This window comes from Picosynechococcus sp. PCC 7003 (assembly GCF_001693255.1).
Lineage (GTDB): Bacteria > Cyanobacteriota > Cyanobacteriia > Cyanobacteriales > MRBY01 > MRBY01.
The window spans coordinates 2,192,317-2,208,980 of record NZ_CP016474.1; the positions used below are offsets into that span (position 1 = coordinate 2,192,317).

Genomic DNA, 16,664 nt, shown 5'->3' on the forward strand with positions numbered 1-16,664 from the left:
CTCCCTAGAGAAAATAGCTATAGCCGAGGGCAAAGAGAAAGGTAAGCTGACCCGCTAACAGGAAAAAATACAGGATGAAGCGGGGTTTAAAAATCGAGAGCATCAGGCCGACCGCTTTGATATCGATCATCGGCCCGAAAATCAGAAAGGCGAGCAGAGAGCCCGTCGTGAAGGTGGAGGCAAAAGATAGGGCAAAGAAAGAATCCACCGTCGAACAAATGGAAACAATCGCCGCCAACAGCATCATCGCCACGATGGAGGTAATTGTCCCTTGGCCGAGGCTCAAGACCACTTCCCTGGGCACAAAGACTTGAATTAAAGCGGCGATCGCACTGCCGAAAATCAACACCGCCCCCAGTTCCCGCAATTCCACAGAAATGTTGTTGACCAAGGCCCCAAAGAGGGTTTTAAAACTCCGGTCTTGGGTCGCCGCTGGTGCTGGCATTTGGGTCGCCACTGTTTCGAGGGGGACTGTCTGCTGGGCACCGAGGAAAAATGTCCCCGACTGGAGCAGAGGGCTGGTGTTCGCCGCCTGGGCCTGGTTTTCATTGACCTGCTGGACAAATTTTAAGCGTTGGGCCAGTTTCGGTTGGAGCAGCTTTTTGGGGTCTGATTCGACACTAAACACTGTGCCGACGATGGTGGCGATCGCCAAAGAACCCAGCACCCGGTAGAGCACAATTTCCGGCTGACCCCGAAAGGCGATCCAGGTTGACCAAATCACCACCGGATTGAGGGTCGGGGCCGACAACAAAAAACCCACCGCCACGGAAGTGGGGATCCCCTGGAGCATAAAGCGACGGGCCACGGGCACATTGCCACATTCACACACCGGAAACAAAAACCCAATGCAACTGCCCATAAAGGCCCCTAAAACTGGATTTTTCGGTAAGCGCTGGATCAGTTGGCGCTCATCAACACACACCAACAGCACACTCGAGAGGATTACCCCCAGCAACAAAAAGGGCATCGCCTCCACCAACAGGCTGACAAACAGGGTAAAGGCATTGTGTAATTGACTCATGGAGAAAAAATAACGGCGGGCACTAACTGAGGCGGTTTTCTGTCGAAATTTGTTCCGAGGTCGCAGTCGGAAATGTGACAATCACCGTGGTTCCTATCCCTACAGTACTCTTAATCGTCACCGTCCCATTATAGATTTTTGCGATCCGCTCGGCGATCGCCAACCCCAGGCCCGAACCCTGCTGTTCATACTGTTGCCGGTCAAACTGCATATAAGCACCTAAGGCCCGAATCTGTTCCTGGCTCATGCCGCGACCATGGTCTTTGATCGCCAACTGCCACAAATTGCCATTGATCCGACTTTTCAACAAAATGGTGTCCTTCGCCTGGGAAATATGTTCCGAAAATTTAAACGCATTATCAACAATCTCCCGCACCAGGGTAACGAGCCACTTCTCTGAGACTGAAACCTTAGCCGCACATAGCTCCAGTTTCAAATCCCCTGAGCGATGGTATTGTTTGGCAATTTGCCTGGCCAAAGTAGCGATGAGCGTGTCACTTTTTTCAGTGATGGGGCTATACCAACGGTGAAAATCATCGGGGTCGTGGGTTGCCAAGTCTAGCTTGGTGTAGAGCAAAAACTTTTGGATCAAATTGTGGAGACGATCCGCTGAAATGCGGATGCTCTCACTAATTTCGCGGATTTCTTGGCGGTCTAGGGTTTCCCAACATTCCCCTAGCAATTCCGCCGCAGTCATGATGCCTTGGAGGGGCGTCCGCAACTCATGGGGGAGGGCCATGGTTAAATTGCGCCGCAGTTGTTCTAACTGTTGTGCTGAATGTTGGGCGAGACCCTGGCGGCGATTGAGGCGTCCCTGGATCGCATTGAGCAGTTCCTGGCGGGTAAAGGGCTTGGGAATGTAGTCATCGGCCCCCAGATCCATCCCTTGGCGTTGGGCGGAACGGGAAGCGCGGGCTGACAGAAAAATAAATGGAATTGTGGTGGTGGCTGGGTTGCTATGGAGCGCTTTGAGGACACCGTATCCGTCTAGTTGCGGTAAATTTATGTCGCAAATGATGAGATCGGGGAGCTGTGCATAGGCCGTTTCTAAGCCAATTTGACCGTTGGTCGCCGAGATCACGTCAAACCCTTCAACGGTTAAAATGTCTCGCAAAATATTTAAAACACTGAGTTCATCTTCAATGACTAAAATGGTCGCCACAAAATGTAGAATCTCCATCTGATGAGTTGAGGGAAAAGAACACGGCACAGGGCCCACAGACCCGCCTGGAGCAACATTAGGGGCATTGGGTGAGCTACTTTATGCCAGGGTTAGGGAACGTTGTGATGGGAAACCTTAGATTGGGGAACCACATCAGCAGCCCGTGGGGGGTAATTTTTCCCTATTATGATAAGTGCTTAAGCCTGCTTTTTTGGTGATTTCATGGTTAATCTGCAACAGTTGCCGACGCTTTCTAATGTTTCTGAGGATCGTTCGTTTGCTCGCCGCCACATTGGTATTGGTGATCGGGCAATGGCAAAAATGCTGGCATTTTTAGGGTATGACTCAGTGGATGAGTTGATCGAGCAGGCAGTTCCAGCAAAGATTCGGCAGCCTTTGGAGCTAAATTTACCCGCTGCCCAAAGTGAGCAAGAAGCGCTACAAACCCTAGGGGCGATCGCCAACCAAAATCAGGTTTACAAAAATTTCATTGGGATGGGCTATTACGACTGTGTAACCCCCCCCGTGATTCAGCGCAACATTTTGGAAAATCCGGGTTGGTATACGGCCTACACGCCCTACCAGGCGGAGATTGCCCAAGGAAGATTGGAAGCGTTGCTCAATTTCCAGACGATGGTGATCGAGTTAACGGGGCTGGAGATTGCCAATGCGTCGTTATTGGATGAGGGGACGGCGGCGGCGGAAGCGATGGCGATGAGCTATGGGCTGTGTAAGAAGAAGCAGGCAAATACGTTTTTTGTGTCGGAACTCTGTCACCCGCAAACGATTGAGGTGGTCAAAACGCGGGCGATTCCCTTGGATATTAAGGTGATCGTCGGTGATCACCGCACCTTTGAAATTACTGAGGCTGTGTTTGGGGTACTGCTGCAATATCCGGCGACGGACGGGGCCATTTTTGACTATTGGGACTTTATCCAAAAAGCCCACGCGCAACAGGCGATCGCCACGGTGGCAGCGGATTTATTGAGTTTATGTTTACTTACGCCACCGGGGGAAATGGGCGCAGACATTGCGGTGGGAACCAGTCAACGGTTTGGGGTTCCCCTCGGTTATGGTGGGCCCCACGCCGCCTATTTTGCGACGAAAGAAAAATATCAACGGCAAATTCCGGGGCGCATCGTCGGGGTTTCTAAAGATAGTCACGGGCAACCGGCGTTACGGTTGGCATTGCAAACCCGTGAACAGCACATCCGGCGGGACAAGGCGACCAGTAATATTTGTACGGCGCAGGTACTCCTCGCGGTGATGGCTTCGATGTATGGGGTCTACCACGGCACAGAAGGGCTAAAGGCGATCGCCACTCAGGTGAACCAACTCACCCAAATTCTCGCTAAAGGCTTAGAGAAACTCGGTTATGGCATCGGCCAAGCCCCCGTATTCGACACCTTGAAAATTTTTACCTCCCCCGAACAATCGGCGCAGATTCAACAAACAGCAGAAGCTCAGCATCTAAATTTCCGCTATTTTGAGGACGGTGAAATTGGGATTAGTCTCGATGAAACCACCACACCGGAAGACATCAAAACCATTTGGGGCTGTTTTCACGCGGGACAATTGCCCTTCACTTGGGAGCAACTAGAACGAGAAATCCATCCCATTCCGGCAAATTTAGCCCGTACCAGCGACTTTTTAACGGATCCCGTCTTCAATCGCTACCGCTCCGAAACCGAATTACTGCGCTACATCCACCACCTCCAGAGCAAAGATTTATCGCTGACCACTTCGATGATTCCGTTGGGTTCCTGCACGATGAAACTCAATGCCACAGCGGAAATGATGCCGGTCACTTGGGCGAGTTTTGGCAAAATGCACCCCTTTGCGCCCCGCAGCCAAACCAAGGGCTACCAGCAGATGTGCGACCAGTTAGAACATTGGCTCGCTGAAATTACGGGTTTTGCCGGAGTTTCCCTCCAGCCCAATGCCGGCTCCCAAGGGGAATATGCGGGGTTACAGGTGATCCGTCAATACCACATCAAAAACGGCGATCGCCACCGGAATATTTGTCTGATTCCCGAATCAGCCCACGGCACTAACCCCGCCAGTGCGGTGATGTGCGGCTTTAAGGTGATTCCGATTAAATGTTGCAGTAGCCAAGGGGATATCGAGCTAGAGGATCTCAAGGCGAAGGCCGAAAAATACAAGGATAATCTCGCGGCTTTGATGGTGACCTATCCCTCCACCCACGGCGTGTTTGAGGTGGGGATCAAAGATATTTGTCAGATCGTCCATGACAACGGCGGACAGGTCTATCTCGACGGCGCAAACATGAATGCGATGGTGGGCATTTGTCGTCCGGGGGATTTCGGTGCGGATGTGTGTCATCTGAATTTACATAAAACCTTTTGTATTCCCCACGGTGGCGGTGGCCCTGGTGTTGGCCCGATTGGGGTGGCGGCTCATCTCGTTCCCTATTTACCCAAAACCAATTTAGAAGGCAATGCTGAGAATATCGGTTTAATTTCCGCCGCGCCCTATGGCAGTGCTAGCATTCTGCCGATCTCTTGGATGTACATCGCGATGATGGGGACAGCGGGTTTAACGAAGGCAACCCAAACGGCGATTCTCAGTGCCAACTACATCGCTAAACGCTTGGATGATCACTATCCAGTGTTATTTAAAGGGACGAATGGCTGTGTTGCCCATGAATGCATTATCGACCTGCGGGATCTGCGAAAATCAGCAGAGATTACGGTGGAGGATGTGGCGAAACGCCTGATGGATTATGGGTTCCATGCGCCGACGATCTCTTGGCCTGTGGCGGGGACGATGATGATCGAACCGACGGAAAGTGAGTCTTTAGAAGAGTTAGACCGCTTCTGTGAAGCGATGATCGCGATTCGGGAGGAAATTCGCCAGATTGAACGGGGAGAAATTTCTCAGGAAGATAATCCGGTGAAAAATGCGCCCCATACGGCAGAGTCGGTGATTTGTGGTGAGTGGACGCATCCCTATTCCCGTGAGGTGGCGGCGTATCCTGCCCCTTGGCTGAAACAGCATAAGTTCTGGGCGACGGTGGGCCGAATTGATAATGCCTATGGGGACAGAAATTTGGTCTGCTCTTGTGAGGGGATGGAGGCGTACCAAGAAAGTTAGTTACTTCTGTTGGTCGGGGTTTACGATGGTGAACCCCTTAATTTTTTCTTGTTACTTTAAATCAAGTCAGTTTTTGTGAAGTGACCTATTTCGAGACTTCTGTAAGCATGACTTCATTGGCAACTTCTAACCAACCTTGAATGACATCTTGTAAGTTTTCTAATATTTCTTTTATCGAATCGTCTTCTATGATGCAGCCAGTTAATGCTGGCACTTCTACCCAGTAGTTACCTTCTTTTGCTATATAAATAATTGCTCGATGCTGCATGATGCTGTCTTGTGTTTTTCCTTGCTATAAAATCAGGAAAATATTTGAATTTCGGCGGCATAATAGCGTTTTGTTTCGGCTTCGGTGTGGCTAAAGATTACGCCTAAATCTTCGAGGATTTCTAAACATATTGGGATGGCTTTTGCTTTGGTTTTTGTGCTGCCTTTAAACTGGGCAGAAATTTGAGTTTGTGTCCATTCGCTGCCTTGGGTGCGGAGGAGATCGCGGATGGCGGCGAGTTGATCTTTGAGTTTGGTAGGGAATTTTTGTTGTTCGGGTGGGGCGATCACCTCTTCTTTTTCTTCTTCTACCCCTAATCCTTCAATGACTTTTTGGGTGATGACTTGATCGGGGGCTTGGTATTCGGGTCGGAGCCAACGGACAAAGCCGTTTCGTTCTTCTTCGGCACGTTCTGCATTCAAATCGACTAATCTTTGCAGGATAGTTTGTTCGAGTTGTTCTTTGAGTTCGCTGTTGTTGGGTTCGGTTTGACATCCCTCTAAATCTTCCATCCCTCCGCCTTCGGCACCTCCCTTGGGAAGGGAGACAAGATCGCCATAAACCTTTTGCCACAGGGGGATCAGGTCGTCCCATCCGTAGGCTTGGAAAACGAGGCGATCGAGGTCGTCATGGATTTGTTTTAGGGTCGTGATTAGGGCTTTATTGTTAAATTCTCTGTCTGCATCGGTGAAGGGTTCAACCCGTCGCATTTTTTCGAGGCAGTTATACATCGCGGTGATGGTGACTTCGGGATGTGCGCCTTGGACTTGTTTGCGGTGGCTGTCTAATCTCTCGCCTAATTCGCGGATTTCTTGTTTCAGTTCTGCCGATGGATCTGGAAATGGAAAAGGATCAAAACAAACAGAATTGTTATAACGTGGTCGGTCTTCTAAAGTTCCCCCCATCGCTAATGTCCAACAGATATGTATTTGGCTTGATACAATTCCAAGAGTAAAAGCATCTTCTAGAGAAAGAATAATCAAGCTGCCATCAGGTAAAACATTAGAATCGACAAAAATAAAAAATCTATGCTTTGAAACTTCACTTGTGACAATATATCTTTTCAAGTCTTGGTTTGCTTGTCTCATTGCTGGTCGTGTTCTACCAAAAAGCCACCATTTTTCTCTAAATAAACGGTCTGTACTTTGTTCTCGATGCGGTCTGATTTGTTCAACAATTCTCTGATACGCCGTTGGATTAAGTTGTTGCGCTGAATTAGAGTCATATCCAAAAAAATCAATTACAAATGCATTTCTTGTAAGACCTGTTATATCGTCACCTGATAAATATGGACGAATAACTGAGGAATTTTGTGCAGACTTATATTGAGATACTTCATCACTTTGTATCAAGAATCCTCTAGCCCAATGCTCTCCTTTATTTCTGCGTGGTTGAACTAATTTACATCCTTGGTAGCTGATTTGTGAATTAGATTGCAGAGAGGCAGCTTTTATAATATCAACACCAATTCTTAAATCGTCATAAATAATCCCTTTTGACCAAGAAAATTTTAATAAGCTTGCTTTTTCTTCTGGGGTTTCTCCCTCAATTTCTTGAATGATTTTACCTAAACGACCACGATATAACTTTTCGTGTGCTGTAGTCATTGCAATTCTCACTTGTGCTGCACCTTCTTCTTCATCTACCCAAGGATGGTCTGGGATTGCAAAAGAAATTGATAACGCTCTTTTTTTTCGATGAGTATGTAAGCAAACAACTTGTCTATTCCGAATTTGACTAATGCTATTGCTTGTAATTAAACCAAAGCTTTTAATACTCTTTTGAGATAATAATTCCCCACAGCGATTCCACCAATACATAACATAATCGATATTGGCAGGGGTTTTTGAATATGTACTAACTAATGAATCTACATAACCGTCACCTAATTTTGTTCTCATTTTTTTAGTTCCCAAAAAAGGCGGATTGGAAACAATATAATCAGCCTGTTGCCATTGCGCTTCCCGTGGATTGATATACTCTAAAATTTTCACCTGATCACTCGGATCCGGCACATCCTCTCCCGTTACTGGATGCCTCATCGTGCGTCCACCCCAGCGCGTTCTCACCTTGCCCGTTTTCGGATCAATCGCCGGTTTCGTCCCGTCATAATCCAACACCGCATCCCGACACTCAATATTTTTATATTCCCGTAACACAGGCTCCACAGGCGGCAAATTCCCAAACAAACGAAAATGCCATTGCAAATAGCCAATCCAGATCACCAAATCCGCAATCTCCGCCGCCCTCGGATTAATTTCAATGCCCAAAAACTGCGAAGGATTCACCTGATCAAAATCCAGCCGTAACTGAGAAGACCCCAACACCGTCCCTAAACGATTCAGAACCTCAAGCTCCAGCGTTTTCATCAAATCCATCGTCACATAGAGAAAATTCCCCGACCCACAAGCCGGATCAAGCACCCGAATCTGCCGCAATTCCCCCAGAAACTCCGTCAATTTTGCCGCCGCCTCCTGCCGTTTTTTGGTTTTAGCCGCCGCCGATTTCGCCGCTTCCTCCTCCTCTAAAAGCGTTTCCACTTCTCCTTGGAGCAACTGCCATTTTTCCTGTAATGGCTCAATAATCACCGGACGCACCAACCGCTCCACATAAGCCCTCGGCGTATAATGCGCCCCCAATTTGCTCCGTTCCTTCTTCTCCAACGCCCGCTCCAACAACGTCCCAAAGATCGCCGGCTCCACATTTTTCCAATCCCGTTCCGCCGCCTTCAGCAAAATCTTTAACTGTTCCGCAGTAAGTTCAAGGGCTTGCGGATTCGCAAACAGCCCCCCATTAAACCGGAGCAACTGCCCATGAAACCCAAAACTCGTCCCCCCATTCATCGCCTGCCATAACGCCTCCACCTGCGGTTTAAAATCCTGCGGTTTCAGCAACCAACGACTTTCCAGAGCCTCCGTAAACAACTGCTCTTTTAATAAGCCCACATCCTCCGCAAACATCGTAAAAATACACCGCATCAAAAATTGCGCCACCACCTGCGGATCCGCCGTTTTTTCCAACGTTTTCGCCAAATCCGCCAAATCCGCTGCCACTTCCCGCGTCACCTGCGCTGCAATCTTTTCAGGATTTAACGACTGCGGATCCGTGAAAATTTTATAGAAAAATTCCTTAACATCCGGCTTTTCCAGATCCGTAAACAGAATTTTCGGCACACTGTCATAGGTTCCGTAATTCCCATTCGCACTGAGCCAAGACTCACTAAAATCCTGCCACACCCGAAAATGATCGCCGATATCGCAGGTAATCAAAAACGGCGGTTTCGGAGTCACAAAGCGCGCATAGGTACGAGCCTGTCCAAATGCTTTCTTCATCTCCTTACGATAGGTTGCCGTCCCTCTTTTCCCCGTCCCTTTATTGCTGCTATTACTACCCTGCTTGGCCTCTAGGACAAAGCAACCCTCTTTATAAAAATCGATAAAATTCGTTGTTGTCACCCCACTCGGCGCAATAATTTTTACATCCCGATCAAAGCAATAATAATTATTCTCCCGTCCCTTCGGTGGCGACGGCTCCACCCCTAGAAATTCACAAAAGTCATTCAAAAAAGTCTGGTAATTTGCCCGTTCATTCCCTTCCGAGCCTGCCCACTTCTGAATAAAATCCGTCATATTTTGCACACATACTGAGGCGATCGCCCCTTGATTTTACCCCATACACTAAGGAACCCCTTCTGTCTGCGACATCTCCCCCAAGGGAGTGGGTTTTTGGAAGGCGATCGCCGCTGCCCAAATATGGAGATAATCTGCTGCCCGTCGCCAGGAGCCTTGGGATTGAGCCACGATTTCCGCCGCTTTTTCCGCAGACAGGGTTAAAAGACAGGTTTGTTCTGGGATAGTAGCCGCCACAATTTTGAGTGCGGCCCAAGCTTGCAAAGTTGAGATATCGAGGGGTGGCAGCGTGATCGTTGTTGTTTTCAGCCCCGCAAGTTTCGCCCAAAAACTCACATCTACATGGCTGCCGACCACCACTGTCCCCTGTCGCATCCGCACCCGGAGCAGTCCCCCCACAAACAAACCCAGGGGCAGGCGATCCACCTCGTCCCAATAGGCGATCGCCCCCGTTTTGAGCCATTGCCAGCGCTGGAGATAATTGGGCGGCACGTAGCAATAATTTCCCCCCGTTTGCGATCGCCAATGGTGCAGATGGGCCGTTTTCCCGAAACCCTTTTCCCCCAAGATTTGCACAAATTGATTTCCTCCTGGCAAGGGAGCTTCAGAATAACCGCGATCCAGCCAGAAAGTGACATCTTGCGCCAGTTGTTCCGTACCGATAAACGGATTGTGCCGTAAACCGATTGCCTGGTAAGGATTTATCGTCATGCTTAGGCCAATACCTGAAAAGAAGCCACTGCCGTATCTTTGTCACCAAACAAGCCTGGAAACGTGATCTTCACTTCCACTGCCCACATCAACCGAAACAAAAAGCCATCGTAGGAAATGGGCACGTCTAAGGGGATTTCAAAGGAAAAAGAGTGCTTCCGACCGATCAGGTTCATCACCATATTTGGGTCAAGGATTTGGAAATTTATTACTTGGCGATCGCCTTTCCCACGACCTTCCGTTGACCAGAGAATTGAAACTGTCGCTTTTTTCGGGCAACGGTCTGGATTTTCCGGCTGCCAAATAAAATAACCCGATAATCTTTCCCCTAACCTCACTTCATCGCAGTCTAGGTGTAGCTCAATGGGCGTTTTCAGCGTCGTCATGGTTTATTTACTACTCTCAGCTTAAAAAATGAGGTGTCCCGTACCACCTGGGGCAAATGACAACGCACTTGCAATTCCCAGCGCAGTTGATTATGGGTCGGTGCGTAGATGCTCGGCTTGGCATCGGGGGGAATGGTCAGGTCAATGGTATATTCCAGTTGTTTGACCCCCCGACTAATGGCGCGCTCCAAGCAAGTCTGGGTCGAAAACCCATGGGTCACCGTTTCGAGGTCTGTGCCACGGTAATATTGCACCCATTCGTAATGCAGCCAGATGGCAGACAAGAGGGCTGTTTGGGTCGTGTGTCCATTGCGCAAGGGACGACGATAGCGCACCCGATAGGTTTCCCCGGCATAGAGCGGATAGGTCGGTAAAATAAGCATTCCGGCTTTGATCCGATATTTTTGGTAGAGGAGCCGCCCCACCCAAATCAAACCACCCACGCCGATGGCCACAAAGGGCGTTAGAAATAGCAACATCAATACATTGCCGACAGCTGGTGTTCTGAGAAGTTGTAATAGGGCGATCGCAAACATCGTAAAAGAAACCCCGCACCAAATGCCGAGCCACGCCGTAATAAAAAGACCCGCACAGCCCACTGCCGCCCAGCTACTCGATTGGGGAGACTCTGCTGAGAGGACATAACCTTCTGGAGTATATTTTGGCTCCCAGCATTGGGCATTGGGGCAATACTCTTGCTGTGGGATTTTGAGATTGGCCATGGGCGATCGCCTGAAGTTCCCCACCATTTTCCCTAGAATTTCGACGGGCGTCTCAAAAAAATAGATAAACCTTATCAACCAAAGCCCAAGGGATACCCACAGTCCCCACAGAAGCAAAAGTCCTGCAAATTTGACGTTCTCCCATACCCTTAAATTATTATGCTGCGACAAATCACGCCGAAGACAAGCCTGACAAAGTCAATGGACTTAAGGTTAAACTTTAGAATACTTTAAACACACTGCTGATTTTAAGGAAAAATTCTATCTGAGCCATGCAAGCGAGTGGCATGATTACCAGACCGATGTATTTCTAGATCAGCCACAATATATTTTTAATCACCTTTCTCTGGACATTCACTAAACAGCAAAACTATGAGCACTTCAACCCTCACCCGTGACTACAAGGTCGCCGATATTAATTTAGCAAGTTGGGGACGCAAGGAAATTGCGATCGCCGAAGGCGAAATGCCCGCCCTGATGACCATCCGCAAAAAATACAGTGCAAGTAAGCCCTTAGCTGGTGCAAAGATTATCGGCTGTATTCACATGACCATTCAAACGGCGGTGCTGATTGAAACCCTAGTCGAACTGGGGGCAGAAGTGCGTTGGTCATCCTGTAATATCTTCTCTACCCAAGATCACGCCGCAGCGGCGATCGCCGAAGCAGGCGTACCCGTCTTTGCCTGGAAAGGGGAAACCGAAGAAGAATACATGTGGTGCATTGAGCAAACCTGCCGCACCCCCGCAGGCGAACTGTGGGATGCCAACATGATCCTCGACGATGGCGGTGATCTCACGGGTTACATCCACGAAACCTATCCCGAAATGCTCACCAAGATTCATGGCGTGACCGAAGAGACCACCACTGGAGTCCACCGCCTCTATGAAATGCTCGAAAAGGGCAAACTCAAAATTCCGGCGATCAATGTCAACGACTCCGTCACCAAAGCGAAAAACGATAACAAATATGGTTGTCGCCACAGCTTAAACGATGCCATCAAGCGCGCCACTGACCACCTCCTCGCCGGGAAAAAAGCCCTGGTGATTGGTTATGGGGATGTAGGCAAAGGATCTGCCGCTTCCCTCCGTCAGGAAGGCATGATCGTCAAGGTAACAGAAGTCGACCCCATCTGTGCAATGCAGGCTTGCATGGACGGCTTTGAAGTGGTTTCACCCTTTATTAACGGCATTAACAACGGGCCAGAGAGCATCAACAAAGACCTCTTGGCGAATACGGATCTTTTAGTGACGGCTACGGGTAACTTCAACGTCTGTGATGCTAATATGCTCGCTGCCCTGAAGCCGAGTGCAGTGGTCTGTAATATTGGTCACTTTGACAATGAAATTGACACGGCCTACATGCGGAAAAATTGGCAGTGGGAAGAAATTAAGCCCCAAGTCCACAAGGTTTATCGTAGTGATGATCCCCAAGACTTTTTGATTCTCTTGGCAGAAGGTCGTTTGGTAAACCTCGGTAATGCAACGGGTCATCCCTCCCGGATTATGGATGGTTCGTTTGCTAACCAAGTTCTTGCCCAAATGTTCCTTTTCGAGCGTAAGTTTGCGGATCAAGACCCCGCGACGCGCAAGATCACGGTTGAAGTATTACCGAAGCATCTCGATGAGGAAGTGGCTCGCTACATGGTGCAAGGGTTTGGCGGCGTAATCACTCAACTCACCCAAACCCAAGCGGACTATATCCATGTGCCTGTGGCAGGGCCTTTCAAAACTGAAAGCTACAAGTACTAAGGCTTGATTTCGTTTCAGCTTGAATAAAGATGGCAGGGGTTGATCTTGGTCAACCCCTTTTTGATGGCGGGTTTTAGCCTAAAAATGTATTGATGACTTTGCCCGTGAGCGTTTTTTCCCACCAAGGAGTATTGGTTTGGGGACAGTGGAGATTTTCTGGGCTAACCTGCCATGTTTTGCTGGGATCGAACAGGATTAAGGGTTGGCAATTTTCAGGAGTAATTGCCTTCACTTCATAACCTAAGCATTTCTGAGGATTTGCGCTGAGGGCTTGCCAGAGTTGGAGGGGTTGCCATTCTTGGGAGACAACAAAATTTTGCCAGAGGATCGGCAGGGCAATTTCTAAACCAATCACTCCGGGAGGGGCTTCGGCAAAGCTGACAGTCTTTTCTTCGTAGAGATAGGGTTGATGATCGATGGCGATCGCCTCAATAATCCCAGTTTTCACGCCCTCGATTAATGCCTGTTGATCTTCCGGATTACCAAGGGGCGGATCCAGGCGGAGATTCGGGTCATAGGTGCTGAGGGCCTTCGTATTCCAGAGCAGATGCATCCAGGTGACGCTCGCTGTAATCGGTAGCCCCCGCTGTTTTGCCTCCGCAATCAAGGCCACCCCCCGGGCGGTGGAGATGCGCATGAGATGAACAGGGGTTTTCAGTTCGGCAACAAGCTCACAAATCGAGGCGATCGCCGTCGTTTCCACCGAGGCCAATTCTTCCACCAGACCATAGGCTAAACTCGCTTTGCCGTAGCGGGCCGTCCCCCCATTATGCAGCGCTAAATTTTTTGGGTAGAGGGCGATCGGTTGTTGATAGGGCCGGAGATATTCCAACGTGCGTCGCAACAGGAGCCAATTGCTTAACGCTTGGCCATCACTAAATCCGGCAATAGGTTCGGTTGCCAGTTCTCCCAATTCCGTGAGATTTTCCCCTTGGCATTTTTTCGTCAAGGCAGCCCAAGGCAAAAACTTTGGTTTTGGGTAGGGCAGTTGGTTAATCAGTTGTTGAAAGCTTTGCAGTTGGCCAACATTATCGAGGGGAGGCTGAGTATTCGGCAAAATGCCCACTTGGGTAAATCCACCCGCAAGGGCACCCTGGGCTAACTGGGCCAGAGTTTCACGGGATTCATAACCGGGTTCGCTACTGTGGCTATAAAGATCCACTAAACCGGGCGCCAGGATCAGGTCTTCAGCTTCGATGGATTCTACTTCAGCGGGGAGATCTGACAATTGCGGGGCGATCGCCGCTAACTTGCCATTTTTTAACCATACGTCTTGGCGATGATCCAAGTTGGCGACGGGGTCTAGTACCCGCACCTGCCGTAAAACAACGTTATCCATTGCCGCACTTACCACCGAAATATTCCCCTTCCATGAAAATCCGTCCCCCATTCTACTGTTTCTGCCCTAAATCCCCCTGGACTTTGTGAAATTCAACAACATTTACGACAAAAGCGAATCAGTCTCACTATGATGATTTTGTGCTGATTTTGGAGTGAATTGAACATGAGTGCATTACGGGTTGGTATTGCGGGGCCAGTGGGGTCAGGAAAAACGGCGCTTTTGGATGCCCTGTGTAAGGCGCTGCGGGATCAATATGCGATCGCCGTCGTCACCAACGATATCTACACCAAAGAAGATGCCCAGTTTTTAACCCGCTCCGGCGCACTCCCTCCCGAACGCATTATGGGGGTGGAAACAGGGGGCTGTCCCCACACGGCGATCCGCGAAGATGCGTCCCTAAATTTGGCAGCGATCGCCGAATTAGAAGAAACATTCCAGCCCCTAACCCTAATGTTCGTTGAGAGTGGGGGTGATAATTTAGCCGCAACCTTCAGTCCCGAACTGGTGGATCTGACGATCTACGTGATTGATGTGGCCGCTGGCGACAAAATTCCCCGGAAAGGCGGCCCCGGAATCACCAAATCTGATCTGTTAGTCATCAACAAAATCGATTTAGCCCCAGCGGTAGGTGCCGACCTAGATGTGATGGATCGCGATGCAAAAAAAATGCGAGGGGATAAGCCTTTTATTTTTACTAATCTTAAGACCCAAATCGGCTTAGATGCGGTGATTGATTTCATCAAAAAACATATTATTGAGTAGAGAGAAACACAAAAATTCTGACTCGAATCTCAATGCTTATTCGCTCAAATAATGGCAGCTTTTTTTTGCGGTTTAAAAAGTAACAGAATTCCCTCTTAATAATGTCCTACTTTTTTGCCTGGTTTATCGGTTTTTGGTTCATTCTCTTCGGGGGAATGCTCCTCAAAGCCACGATTGGGCAGCAACTACGCCCTTTGTTGCGTTACCGTAAGCCTTCCCCAGGACAAATTCACCCCGGTGAAAAGATTTATTTTCAGGGACAATATAGTGTCGGCAAAAGCATTGTTTCTCCCTTAACAAAAACGCCTTGTTTGAGGTGGCAACTAACAGTCACAGAAGCAAAGGGAAAACAGTCAAGACTTCTCCTTAATCAATCATCTAAAACTACTTTTTTTGTCGCAGATCAGCAGCAAATCCTGGCAGTGCTGCCCCGTCAGCAACAATCTGGCACGGCGATCGCCATCGGTAAAAGTCGGGTTGTATTACCGTCGCCCCAGCAAGAACTCGATAGTTATGTGGGCCTCGGTAAATGTCATTACCAAGTGCAGCAAAATATTTTTATGCCCCTCAGGGATCCCCAGGCGATCGCCTTTTTAGAGGCCCATCACATTAACCCCAAAGGCCCCCTGGGAAATCGTCGCGGGCTGGTTTTACGAGAATACATTTGGGTGGCAGGAGATCCGGTTTACATCTATGGCAAGCTGATCCAACGCGATCGCCAGCACAAACTCCTAATTCCTTGGATTATTACCCACCAACCCCGCGCCCGTATCGTGATCATTTTGGGGAGCTTGGGGTTAATCGGTTTAGGTTTATTGATTGCAGGGATTACGGTGATTCTTCAGGGGGGGTTGCCGCTTTAGGGGGAAGTTGTACCCAGAGACTCCGGGGCACCGCCGCAAACTGGGTGGTTGTTATTTCCTCCAACAATTCTCCATCTAACAGAAGCGCCTGGGGTGATGCGGTTGTCACTGTTAACTCGGCGATGCGCCAAGATTGAATGTGGGGATGATCGGCGGGATTGTCTTGGAGGGCTGCCTGGAATAATTCGTAGGACGCACTGAGCACCCCAAAAAGCTCTCCCTCGTCGGCCATGGTGAGTACGGTGACATCGAGCAGAGCATCTTGACCCGAAGCCCCACCCGTTCCCTGGGCCAAAATCGAAGTATTAGGGGCCAAGTTTGCCACGGTGATCGCGAGCACATCGTCAAAGGTCTGTTGGCGATCGCCAAAATCGAGGGTCGCTTGGAAGGGTTGTAGATTTTGTAGTTGCTGTACCGCCGTGGATAAATAAGCAAAGAAACCAAACCGTTGTTTACTATCGCGGTCAGTTTCGCCAATGGTCGTCGCCTCTAGGCCAATCCCAGCTAAAAGAATCATCGGTTGACCATTGCAGGTGGCGCAGTCAATCTGTTGGGGTTGCCCCTGCAAAATCACATCACAGGCTTGGTCGATGGCCGTGGGAATATCTAAGGCTGCGGCGAAGGCATTGGCTGTCCCCCGAGGAATAACGGCTAGGGGAATATTGCTGTGCATCAAGACCGTCGCCACCGCTGAAATAGTCCCATCGCCACCAGAGGCAATAATCAGATCAGCCCCCTGGGCGATCGCCCTTTCCGCCAGGGCCGTCGCACTTTCTTCGGGGGAGGTAAATTGAATCTCTAGCTCGACCTGATCAAGGAGCTTGGCTCGAATTTGTTCCAGTTCCTGGGGGGCATGACCCGAACCAGACACTGGGTTAAAAATGAGATGCACTTTTTTCATCGCGTTCTCCAAGGGGATAAAAGAGTCGCCC

At 49.3% G+C, this 16,664-nt stretch carries 13 protein-coding genes; 4 read left to right on the top strand and 9 right to left on the bottom strand.

Translation table 11 applies throughout. The annotated features are described in order from the left end of the window. Positions 1-4 precede the first annotated feature (4 nt). Together AWQ21_RS10515 and AWQ21_RS10520 are read right to left on the bottom strand one after the other, a co-directional pair. Entirely contained in the window at positions 5-1,024 is a 1,020-nt protein-coding gene (locus tag AWQ21_RS10515; RefSeq protein WP_065714499.1) for a permease, read from the bottom strand. A 22-nt stretch (positions 1,025-1,046) separates the two neighbouring features. Further along, positions 1,047-2,186, bottom strand: coding sequence for a response regulator (locus AWQ21_RS10520; protein WP_198159636.1), 1,140 nt, complete (start codon positions 2,184-2,186; stop codon positions 1,047-1,049). Positions 2,187-2,408: 222 nt separating this feature from the next. Here AWQ21_RS10520 and gcvP point away from each other — a divergent pair, with 222 nt between their 5' ends. Then, positions 2,409-5,300 carry an aminomethyl-transferring glycine dehydrogenase gene (gene gcvP, locus AWQ21_RS10525; RefSeq protein ID WP_065714501.1) on the top strand — a complete coding sequence of 964 codons (2,892 nt, stop codon included), beginning with the start codon at positions 2,409-2,411 and terminating at the stop codon, positions 5,298-5,300. An 85-nt stretch (positions 5,301-5,385) separates the two neighbouring features. On the opposite strand, the gene AWQ21_RS10530 is transcribed toward gcvP, so the two are convergent. From AWQ21_RS10530 to AWQ21_RS10550, 5 genes are read right to left on the bottom strand one after another with little or no spacing between them, the layout of a single operon-like run. After that, a complete protein-coding gene (locus AWQ21_RS10530; protein ID WP_065714502.1) occupies positions 5,386-5,568 on the bottom strand; it encodes a type II toxin-antitoxin system HicB family antitoxin in 183 nt (60 codons plus the stop codon). Positions 5,569-5,600: 32 nt separating this feature from the next. Continuing rightward, on the bottom strand, positions 5,601-9,197 hold the full coding sequence (locus tag AWQ21_RS10535) for a DNA methyltransferase (RefSeq protein ID WP_065714503.1): 3,597 nt from the start codon (positions 9,195-9,197) through the stop codon (positions 5,601-5,603). A 48-nt stretch (positions 9,198-9,245) separates the two neighbouring features. Further along, positions 9,246-9,908 carry a hypothetical protein gene (locus AWQ21_RS10540; protein ID WP_065714504.1) on the bottom strand — a complete coding sequence of 221 codons (663 nt, stop codon included), beginning with the start codon at positions 9,906-9,908 and terminating at the stop codon, positions 9,246-9,248. Between the two features lie 2 nt (positions 9,909-9,910). After that, positions 9,911-10,294: a hypothetical protein gene (locus tag AWQ21_RS10545; protein ID WP_065714505.1), complete on the bottom strand. Its 384-nt coding sequence runs from the start codon at positions 10,292-10,294 to the stop codon at positions 9,911-9,913. After that, on the bottom strand, positions 10,291-11,016 hold the full coding sequence (locus AWQ21_RS10550; RefSeq protein ID WP_065714506.1) for a hypothetical protein: 726 nt from the start codon (positions 11,014-11,016) through the stop codon (positions 10,291-10,293). Before AWQ21_RS10550 ends, AWQ21_RS10545 begins: the two co-directional genes overlap by 4 nt. 372 nt (positions 11,017-11,388) lie before the next feature. On the opposite strand from AWQ21_RS10550, the gene ahcY reads away from it, so the two are divergent. Next, positions 11,389-12,765 carry an adenosylhomocysteinase gene (gene ahcY / locus AWQ21_RS10555; protein ID WP_065714507.1) on the top strand — a complete coding sequence of 459 codons (1,377 nt, stop codon included), beginning with the start codon at positions 11,389-11,391 and terminating at the stop codon, positions 12,763-12,765. A 73-nt stretch (positions 12,766-12,838) separates the two neighbouring features. Here ahcY and AWQ21_RS10560 read toward each other — a convergent pair whose 3' ends face one another. Then, positions 12,839-14,104: a dihydroorotase gene (locus tag AWQ21_RS10560; RefSeq protein ID WP_065714508.1), complete on the bottom strand. Its 1,266-nt coding sequence runs from the start codon at positions 14,102-14,104 to the stop codon at positions 12,839-12,841. A gap of 165 nt (positions 14,105-14,269) precedes the next feature. Here AWQ21_RS10560 and ureG point away from each other — a divergent pair, with 165 nt between their 5' ends. Beyond that, positions 14,270-14,869, top strand: coding sequence for an urease accessory protein UreG (gene ureG / locus AWQ21_RS10565; RefSeq protein WP_065714509.1), 600 nt, complete (start codon positions 14,270-14,272; stop codon positions 14,867-14,869). A 101-nt stretch (positions 14,870-14,970) separates the two neighbouring features. Beyond that, the gene (locus AWQ21_RS10570) at positions 14,971-15,732 is read left to right on the top strand and encodes a hypothetical protein (RefSeq protein WP_065714510.1); all 762 of its coding nucleotides are present in this window, start codon (positions 14,971-14,973) and stop codon (positions 15,730-15,732) included. Here the strand turns inward: AWQ21_RS10570 and AWQ21_RS10575 are convergent. After that, the gene (locus AWQ21_RS10575; RefSeq protein WP_065714511.1) at positions 15,698-16,633 is read right to left on the bottom strand and encodes a YegS/Rv2252/BmrU family lipid kinase; all 936 of its coding nucleotides are present in this window, start codon (positions 16,631-16,633) and stop codon (positions 15,698-15,700) included. The two genes, AWQ21_RS10570 and AWQ21_RS10575, sit on opposite strands and share 35 nt — an antisense overlap. Positions 16,634-16,664: the final 31 nt, after the last annotated feature.

Bases quoted from the DNA above. Each gene is read 5' to 3' on its own strand.
- AWQ21_RS10550 (WP_065714506.1), bottom strand. From the start codon at position 11,016: ATGGCCAATCTCAAAATCCCACAGCAAGAGTATTGCCCCAATGCCCAA.
- AWQ21_RS10540 (WP_065714504.1), bottom strand. From the start codon at position 9,908: ATGACGATAAATCCTTACCAGGCAATCGGTTTACGGCACAATCCGTTT.
- ureG (WP_065714509.1), top strand. From the start codon at position 14,270: ATGAGTGCATTACGGGTTGGTATTGCGGGGCCAGTGGGGTCAGGAAAA.
- AWQ21_RS10535 (WP_065714503.1), bottom strand. From the start codon at position 9,197: ATGACGGATTTTATTCAGAAGTGGGCAGGCTCGGAAGGGAATGAACGG.
- AWQ21_RS10560 (WP_065714508.1), bottom strand. From the start codon at position 14,104: ATGGATAACGTTGTTTTACGGCAGGTGCGGGTACTAGACCCCGTCGCC.
- AWQ21_RS10575 (WP_065714511.1), bottom strand. From the start codon at position 16,633: ATGAAAAAAGTGCATCTCATTTTTAACCCAGTGTCTGGTTCGGGTCAT.
- ahcY (WP_065714507.1), top strand. From the start codon at position 11,389: ATGAGCACTTCAACCCTCACCCGTGACTACAAGGTCGCCGATATTAAT.
- AWQ21_RS10530 (WP_065714502.1), bottom strand. From the start codon at position 5,568: ATGCAGCATCGAGCAATTATTTATATAGCAAAAGAAGGTAACTACTGG.
- AWQ21_RS10545 (WP_065714505.1), bottom strand. From the start codon at position 10,294: ATGACGACGCTGAAAACGCCCATTGAGCTACACCTAGACTGCGATGAA.
- gcvP (WP_065714501.1), top strand. From the start codon at position 2,409: ATGGTTAATCTGCAACAGTTGCCGACGCTTTCTAATGTTTCTGAGGAT.
- AWQ21_RS10515 (WP_065714499.1), bottom strand. From the start codon at position 1,024: ATGAGTCAATTACACAATGCCTTTACCCTGTTTGTCAGCCTGTTGGTG.
- AWQ21_RS10570 (WP_065714510.1), top strand. From the start codon at position 14,971: ATGTCCTACTTTTTTGCCTGGTTTATCGGTTTTTGGTTCATTCTCTTC.